The organism is Rhizobium sp. H4 (assembly GCF_003013335.1).
GTDB lineage: Bacteria > Pseudomonadota > Alphaproteobacteria > Rhizobiales > Rhizobiaceae > Rhizobium > Rhizobium sophoriradicis.
In genome coordinates this window covers 163377-171440 of record NZ_PSOW01000016.1, presented here as the reverse complement: position 1 = coordinate 171440, position 8064 = coordinate 163377, and the positions used below count along the sequence as shown (strand labels likewise).

Sequence of the window (8064 nt, the reverse complement as noted above, 5' to 3'; positions counted from 1 at the left end):
CCGCCGGCATCTCCGGGGCCATCCAGCATCTGGCCGGGATGAAGGATTCGAAGGTGATCGTCGCCATCAACAAGGACGAGGAGGCGCCGATCTTCCAGGTCGCCGACTACGGCCTCGTCGCCGATCTGTTCGACGCCCTGCCGGAACTGCAAAAGGCGCTCTAACGAGAGCAGATGCTTTTTTCTTTCGCACTTGCGAATGACTGGAAAATTGTCTCTTATCGAGCTACTACTTACTGCCGGGCGATCCTTCGTCCGGCAGTATTGCTAAAATAAGGCGGCAACGCGGGGGCGAATGCCGCGTGGGGTTTGGAGATGAGTGCGGTGTTAAAGAATATTGGGATTATCGGTGCGGGCCAGATGGGCTGCGGCATCGCGCATGTTTCGGCCGCCGCAGGTTATAGGGTTCATATCTACGATCTCTCGCAGGACCGCATTGAATCCGGCCTTGCCACCATCAACGGCAATCTCGCCCGGCTGGTGACGAACGGCAAGATGACCGATGAAGAGCGTAAATCGACCTTGTCGCGCATCACCGGCTCCGCCGATGTCAATGACCTCGCTCCGTCCGATCTGGTCATCGAGGCGGCCACCGAGGACGAAAGTGTCAAGCGCAAGATTTATAGTCAGGTTTGTCCGGTAATGAAACCGGAAGCGCTGCTTGCCACCAATACTTCCTCTCTTTCGATTACCCGGCTTGCCGCCGCCACCGACCGCCCCGAGCGCTTCATGGGCATACATTTCATGAACCCGGTGCCTGTCATGAAGCTGGTCGAACTGGTGCGCGGCATCGCCACCGATGAGAAGACCTTCTCCGCCGCCAAGGAATTCGTCGGCACGCTGGAAAAGACCATTACCGTCGCCGAGGACTTCCCGGCCTTCATCGTCAACCGCATTCTGCTGCCGATGATCAACGAAGCTATCTACACGCTGTATGAAGGTGTCGGCACGGTCGACGCCATCGACACGGCGATGAAGCTCGGCGCCAACCATCCGATGGGGCCGCTGCAGCTTGCCGACTTCATCGGCCTCGACACCTGCCTGTCGATCATGCAGGTGCTGCATGACGGCTTGGCGGACTCGAAATATCGCCCCTGCCCGCTGCTGGTGAAATATGTCGAAGCCGGCTGGCTCGGACGCAAATCCGGCCGCGGCTTCTACGACTATCGCGGCGAAGTGCCGGTCCCGACGCGCTAAGCGGGACATCACCAAAAAGGGCGAATGGACCGGACGCCCGTGAAATGCTTTCCTTGCCGTGAACGGGGGGAAACGCCATGTCGACCGAAACACCGATGTTCTTGCTGCAATGCTGCGTCCTTATCGGAATTGCCGGCGTTTTCCTGATCAGAGGAGATGGCGACTCCTGATCGATATCCTTACGATCCGATCGCACCCTTGATCAAAGTCTTGGCGTCCTCGCTGTCCCAGGCGGCGGGTCCGTTCATGGCGGAGATCAGGCAGCCCTTGTTGTCGAGCAGCAGCGTCACCGGCAGGCCGAAGGCGAGACCTTCCTTTTTCAGGCTATTGAAGACGCCGATGGTATTGTCGCGATAAAGCTGCAGCGCATCGACGCCGGTCTCGGCGAGGAAAGTCTTCGGCTTCTCGTCATCCCCCGTATCGATATTGACCGGCACAACCTGGAACTTGTCGCTGCCCATCTGCTTTTCCAGTGCGTTCAGCGCCGGCATCTCCTCGCGGCAGGGCACGCACCACGTTGCCCAGAGATTGAGCAGCACGGTCTTGCCGGCGAAATGGTCGAGCGTCAGCGGCTTGCCGTCAGGGCCGTTGAAGGACACTCCGGTCAGCTTGCGAGGCTCGTTGGCGGCGACCATTGCGGCAACCTGGCCCTTCATCAGCGGCGTCAGATTGGCGGCGCGTTCCCTCGCCATCGGGCATTCGGCCGAAGCGGTATCGCCGATGCCATTGCCAATCCCCGTCTCCTTCACGTATACCGCTGCCGCACCGGCAACAACGCCTGCAACGGCGGCGATTGCGATCAGTTTTACGGACGGCAGACCGAAGGGTTTTTTTGTCGTCATTTCATTCTCCAGGACGGGCATCCATGGCCGAGAGCAACACGGACACCAAATCCTCCAACCAGATGTGGGGTGGGCGCTTCGCCTCCGGCCCGGACGCGATCATGGAGGAGATAAATGCCTCGATCGGTTTCGACAAGAAGCTATTCGCGCAGGATATCCGCGGTTCCATCGCCCATGCGACGATGCTCGCCCATCAGGGGATCATTTCGGCCGAAGATAAGGACAAGATCGTTCACGGACTAAACACGATCCTGTCAGAAATCGAAGGCGGCAATTTCGAATTCTCACGCCGGCTCGAAGACATCCATATGAACATCGAGGCGCGCCTGGCGACGCTGATCGGACCGGCGGCCGGCCGGCTGCACACCGCCCGCTCGCGCAACGACCAGGTGGCGCTCGACTTCCGCCTCTGGGTGAAGGAGGAGTTGCAGAAGACGGAGCAGATGCTAACTGGCCTGATCGCCGCCTTCCTCGACCGCGCCGAGGAACATGCCGAAAGCGTCATGCCGGGCTTCACCCATCTGCAGACCGCCCAACCCGTCACCTTCGGCCATCATTGCATGGCCTATGTCGAAATGTTCGGCCGCGACCGCTCGCGGGTGCGCCACGCCATCGAACATCTGGACGAAAGCCCGATCGGTGCGGCTGCCCTCGCCGGCACCGGCTATCCGATCGACCGCCATATGACGGCCAAGGCGCTCGGTTTCCGCGAGCCGACCCGCAATTCCATCGACACGGTCTCCGACCGCGACTTCGCCATCGAGTTCCTGGCGATCGCCGCGATCACGGGCATGCATCTGTCGCGCCTGGCCGAAGAGATCGTCATCTGGTCGACACCGCAATTCGGTTTCATCCGCCTGTCAGACGCCTTCTCGACCGGTTCCTCGATCATGCCGCAGAAGAAGAACCCGGACGCGGCCGAACTGGTGCGCGCCAAGACCGGCCGCATCAACGGCTCGCTGATCGCACTGCTGACAATCATGAAAGGCCTGCCGCTCGCCTATTCCAAGGACATGCAGGAAGACAAGGAACAGGTCTTCGACGCGGCCGAGAGCCTGGAACTGGCGATCGCCGCCATGACCGGCATGGTGCGAGACATGACCGTCAACACCGCTAGCATGAAGGCGGCGGCCGGTTCCGGCTTCTCGACGGCGACCGACCTTGCCGACTGGCTGGTGCGCGAAGCCGGTCTGCCCTTCCGCGATGCCCATCATGTCACCGGCCGCGCCGTGGCGCTGGCCGAAAGCAAGGGCTGCGACCTTGCCGAACTGCCGCTCGCCGACCTGCAGGCGATCCATTCCGCGATCACCGACAAGGTCTATGACGTTCTGACGGTGGAAGCCTCGGTCGCCAGCCGCAAGAGCTTCGGTGGCACGGCGCCCTCCGAAGTGCGCAAGCAGATCGCCTTCTGGCGCGCCCGCAACTGAAAGAAAGGCGAGGCGAAAGTCGCTTCGCCCTTCCCCCCGTGCGGGAAAAGACCGTCCAACAATCAGGGTGCACAAGGCGGAGAAACTTCGCTATGAAGATGTCCATCGTTCGGAATGAATGATGTCCGCCATATCTCGTACAAGAGGATATCCATGCAGAAGAGCTTGCCGCACCTCATTCGCTTGACGGCAGTCATCGCCGTCATCGGCCTTGCCGTTGCCGGATGCGGGCGTAAGGGCGATCTCGACCCGCCGAGTGCTGCGGCAACGAAAGAAGGCGACGTTTCCAAGCCGACGAAACAGCCGGGAACCGTTGACAAGCCCTTCCTTCTCGATCCTCTTCTTTAAGGCATAAGTCCGTGAACCATTTCGAGTACCGCGACGGCATCCTTCACGCCGAGAACGTTCCCGTTCCCGAGATCGCCAAGGCGGTCGGCACGCCGTTCTACGTCTATTCCACCGCGACCCTGGAACGCCATTACCGGGTCTTCTCCGAAGCCTTCGCCGATATGGACTCGATGGTCTGCTACGCGATGAAGGCGAACTCGAACCAGGCGGTGCTGAAGACGCTGGGCCGCCTCGGCGCCGGCATCGACGTCGTCTCGGAAGGGGAGCTGCGCCGCGCACTCGCAGCCGACATTCCGGCAAGCCGCATCATGTTTTCAGGCGTCGGCAAGACCCCATCCGAGATGGATTTCGCGCTCGAGGCGGGCATCTACTGCTTCAACGTCGAATCCGAACCCGAGCTCGAAATCCTCAACCAGCGCGCCGTCAGCGCCGGAAAGAAGGCTCCCGTCTCCTTCCGCATCAACCCTGATGTCGACGCAAAGACGCATTCGAAGATCTCGACCGGCAAGAAGGAGAACAAGTTCGGCATCTCCTGGGAACGCGCCCGCGCGATCTACGCCCAAGCCGCCAAGCTGCCCGGCATCGAGGTCACCGGCATCGACATGCATATCGGCAGCCAGATCACCGAGCTGCAGCCCTTCGACGACGCTTTCAAGCTGCTGCGCGACCTTGTCGCGACGCTCCGCGCCGATGGCCACACGATCGATCACGTCGATATCGGCGGCGGCCTCGGTGTCCCCTATAAGGACGACAACAATCCACCGCCGCTGCCGGATGCCTATGCGGCGATCGTCAAGAACCAGCTGCGCGATCTGAATTGCAAGGTCATCACCGAGCCCGGCCGCCTGATCGTCGGCAATGCCGGAATCCTCGTCACCGAGGTGCTTTATGTGAAGGACAGCGGCGAAAAGACCTTCGTCATCGTCGACGGCGCGATGAATGATCTCATTCGCCCGACCCTCTACGAGGCCTATCACGAAATCCGCCCGGTGACGATTTCGGCAGCGAACGCGCCGCGCATCCGCGCCGACGTCGTCGGCCCCGTTTGCGAGACCGGCGACTATCTGGCGCTCGACCGCGAAATGGCGATGCCGAGGCCCGGTGATCTGCTGGCCGTCAGCACGGCCGGCGCCTATGGCGCCGTCCAGGCCGGCACCTATAACAGCCGCTTGCTGGTCCCCGAAGTCCTGGTCAAGGGCAGCGATTTCCATGCGATACGACCGCGTAGAACCTATGCCGAGCTGATCAGTCTCGACTCCGTTCCCGCCTGGCTCGACTAAAGCTTGTCGCGCAACGTGTGCGGCGGTTTTACGATCACGGCGTGCGCAAAACAAAGAACGTAAAGCGCGGCAAGCGACCTGAAAAATCGCGGCGCGCTTTAGGTAGAGCATCACTTTTTGGCGAATAAACGTGAAAAGCCGGTATTGCCGGCCGCTCGCCCTCGCCTTCGCCACAAAGAGTGTTATCCTTGTCAGCCATGAGCGTATTGCCCCGCAATCGCCGGAAGCGCCCTCTGTTCCACTTGAGATCGCGGAGACCGGACCGATGACAAGCCCCTTCAGGCAGAAGAAAGGTGCATTTGCGCTCCGCCCTGCCCTTGCCCGGCTGGTGACGACGAAACGGTTGCTGGCCCGCATCGTGCTTTTTTGCGAGCAGCTGCTGCCACCTCTGTTGCCGGTCCTGTCGGTCGCTGCCCTTTATCTCTCCGCCTCCTGGTTCGGTGTGTTCCGCAGTGTGCCGGACTGGCTGCGCATCCTGTTGTTGATCGCTTTCGCTCTCGCTTTGCTTGTCGCGCTCCTTCCCTTCCGCAACCTGCGCTGGCCGAGGATCGCCGAAGCCGACCGCATGCTGGAAGAGCGCAACGGCCTGCCGCACCAGCCGGTCACCGTCCAGGAAGACGAACCGGCCTCCGATGCGGCCTTCGCTCGGGCGCTTTGGCGCGAGCACCAGCTGCGCATGGCCGAAAAGATCGCAGCCCTCGATGCGGGTATGCCGAGACCTGATATTGCCGGGCACGACCGTTTCGCCCTTCGGGCCATTCCGGCGCTGCTTGTTGTCACGGCCTTTGCTTATTCGCTGTCGATCAATGGCGGTTCGGTCAGTGACGCCTTGCAGGCAGCACCCGAACAGGTGACGGTCGATCCGGCGGTGCGCATCGACGCCTGGGTGACGCCGCCCTCCTATACCGGCCGCGCGCCGGTCTACCTGACCGCCGACGGCAGTGAACAGGCGCCGATCGGCATTCCGCAGTTTTCCGCTCTCACCGTGCGCGTCAGCGGCGGAAAGACGGCCGAAAAGGTCGTGTTCCGCAAAGCGAACGGTCAGGCGCAGGAGATCGCCGTGCAGGCGGACGCAAGCCGGCGCCAGACGGCTGCGACGGCCGACAACCAGCCGGATGCCGCACCGGCCGGCCAGGCCGCCATCGCGCAGACGCATGCGATGAAGCTCGAGGAGAACGGCACGCTCGAAGTGAACGGCCGCCGCTGGAGCTTCGACATCCTTCCCGACAAGGCGCCGGAAATTGCCTTTGACGGCATGCCGAAGCCCAGTGTCAACGGCGCGCTTGAAATTGGGTTCACCGTCAAGGACGACTACGGCGTGCAAGAGGCCCATGCGGAGATCGTACCGGTCGAAACCGATCCGGAAGCAACGCCTCTCTACCCATTGCCGGAGTACAGGCTGGATATCCCCCGCCGCAACGCCCGCGACGCCAAGGGTGTGACCAGCCGGAACCTGACCGAACATCCGCTCGCCGGCAAACGCGTGCGCGTGACGCTTGTCGCCAAGGACGGAGCCGGCCAGACCGGCCGCAGTCCGCCGCACGAGATGACGCTGCCGTCGCGGCCCTTCAACGAGCCGCTTGCCGCCGCCGTCGCCGAGGAACGGCAGGTTTTCGCCCTCGACACCCGCAAGATGCCGCAGGCGATCGCGCTGAACCAAGCGCTGACCATCCGTCCCGAGGAGACCATCCCCAAGCTCACCAACTACCTGCTGCTGGAATCCGCCTTGGCGCGCATGAAGCTCGCAAGGAGCGAGGAGGCGCTGAAGGATACGGCCCAATATCTCTGGGAAATCGCCCTCGGCATGGAGGACGGCGATCTTTCCCTTGCCGAGCGCAAGCTGCGCCAGGCTCAGCAGAATCTTGCCGATGCGTTGAACCGCAACGCCCCGGACGAAGAGATCAAGAAGCTGATGGACGAGCTGCGCAAGGCGATGCAGGACTATCTGAGCGAGCTTGCCGAGCGCATGCAGAATGCGCCGATGCAGCCGAACCAGAACGCCCAGAACATCCTGCGCCAGCAGGATCTGGAACGGATGATGGACCAGATCGAAAATCTCGCCCGTTCCGGCAACCGTGACGCGGCCCAGCAGATGCTGTCGGAATTGCAGCGCATGATGAACAACCTGCAGGCCGGCCGGCCGCAGCGGGGCCAGCAGAGCCAGGAGAACAGTGAGGCCCGCAAGCAGATCGACAAGCTCGGCCAAATCCTGCGCGACCAGCAGAAGCTGATGGAACAGACCTTCCGCCTTGATCAGCAGCTCAAGGACCGCCTGCAGCGCGGCGAACCCGATATGGGCGAAAACGATCCGCTGCTCGACGAGATGCTCCCCGGCGAAAACGGCGAGCCACAGGAGCAGCAACAGGGCCAGCAAGGCCAGGAAGGCCAGCAGCCCTCTGATCAGATGACGGCCGAACAGCTGCGCGAGGCGCTGAAACAGCTGCGCGCCCAACAGGATGGGCTTGGCAAGCAGCTGGGTGAATTGCAGAAAAAGCTCGGCGAAATGGGCATGAAGCCCGGCCCCGGCTTCGGCCAGGCGCAGCGCGAGATGGAAGGCGCCGGCCGCGAACTTGGCCAGGGCCGCGGCCAACCGGCCATCGAAAACCAGGGTCGCGCGCTGGAGGCGCTTCGCCAAGGCGCCCGTGACATGATGAACCAGATGATGCAGGCGCAGCAGGGCCAGCAGGGGCAAGGCCCGAACGGCCAGGTCGGCCAGGGCGACCAGAACGGCCGCGATCCGCTCGGCCGGCCGCGCATGAGCGAGAGATATATCGAGGACGACGGCGTGAAGGTGCCTGACGAAATCGACGTTCAGCGGGCGCGGGAAATCCTCGATGCGATCCGCGAAAAGCTCGGCAACAATCCGCCGCAGGAAATGGAACGCCGATATCTCGAACGGCTGCTGGATATCCAATAGGCGCTCAAGCGCGTAACCCCGAAAATCGCAACCGGGTTTTCGGGGTTACGCGTG

Annotated in this window: 7 protein-coding genes and 1 pseudogene; 6 read left to right on the top strand and 2 right to left on the bottom strand. The window is 62.2% G+C overall.

The features are described from left to right. Window positions 1-164: pseudogene (locus tag C4N04_RS23760) on the top strand (electron transfer flavoprotein subunit alpha/FixB family protein); the annotation flags it as partial. Window positions 165-314: 150 nt separating this feature from the next. Continuing rightward, window positions 315-1196: a 3-hydroxybutyryl-CoA dehydrogenase gene (locus C4N04_RS23755; RefSeq protein ID WP_038691587.1), complete on the top strand. Its 882-nt coding sequence runs from the start codon at window positions 315-317 to the stop codon at window positions 1194-1196. 179 nt (window positions 1197-1375) lie between these two features. Here C4N04_RS23755 and C4N04_RS23750 read toward each other — a convergent pair whose 3' ends face one another. Next, window positions 1376-2038: a TlpA disulfide reductase family protein gene (locus C4N04_RS23750; RefSeq protein WP_038692784.1), complete on the bottom strand. Its 663-nt coding sequence runs from the start codon at window positions 2036-2038 to the stop codon at window positions 1376-1378. 23 nt (window positions 2039-2061) lie between these two features. Between C4N04_RS23750 and argH the strand changes: the two genes are divergently transcribed. The 3 genes from argH (at window position 2062) to lysA (ending at window position 5093) form a co-directional block, all read left to right on the top strand. Beyond that, window positions 2062-3465 carry an argininosuccinate lyase gene (argH, locus tag C4N04_RS23745; RefSeq protein ID WP_106797155.1) on the top strand — a complete coding sequence of 468 codons (1404 nt, stop codon included), beginning with the start codon at window positions 2062-2064 and terminating at the stop codon, window positions 3463-3465. A gap of 153 nt (window positions 3466-3618) precedes the next feature. Next, on the top strand, window positions 3619-3813 hold the full coding sequence (locus C4N04_RS23740; RefSeq protein WP_004671378.1) for a lipoprotein: 195 nt from the start codon (window positions 3619-3621) through the stop codon (window positions 3811-3813). 11 nt (window positions 3814-3824) lie between these two features. Continuing rightward, entirely contained in the window at window positions 3825-5093 is a 1269-nt protein-coding gene (gene lysA / locus C4N04_RS23735) for a diaminopimelate decarboxylase (RefSeq protein WP_106797154.1), read from the top strand. A 34-nt stretch (window positions 5094-5127) separates the two neighbouring features. Here lysA and C4N04_RS31620 read toward each other — a convergent pair whose 3' ends face one another. Next, window positions 5128-5292 carry a hypothetical protein gene (locus tag C4N04_RS31620; RefSeq protein WP_158775585.1) on the bottom strand — a complete coding sequence of 55 codons (165 nt, stop codon included), beginning with the start codon at window positions 5290-5292 and terminating at the stop codon, window positions 5128-5130. Window positions 5293-5358: 66 nt separating this feature from the next. On the opposite strand from C4N04_RS31620, the gene C4N04_RS23730 reads away from it, so the two are divergent. After that, window positions 5359-8010 (top strand): TIGR02302 family protein, encoded by a 2652-nt coding sequence (locus C4N04_RS23730; RefSeq protein ID WP_106797153.1) that lies wholly within the window; start codon window positions 5359-5361, stop codon window positions 8008-8010. Window positions 8011-8064: the final 54 nt, after the last annotated feature.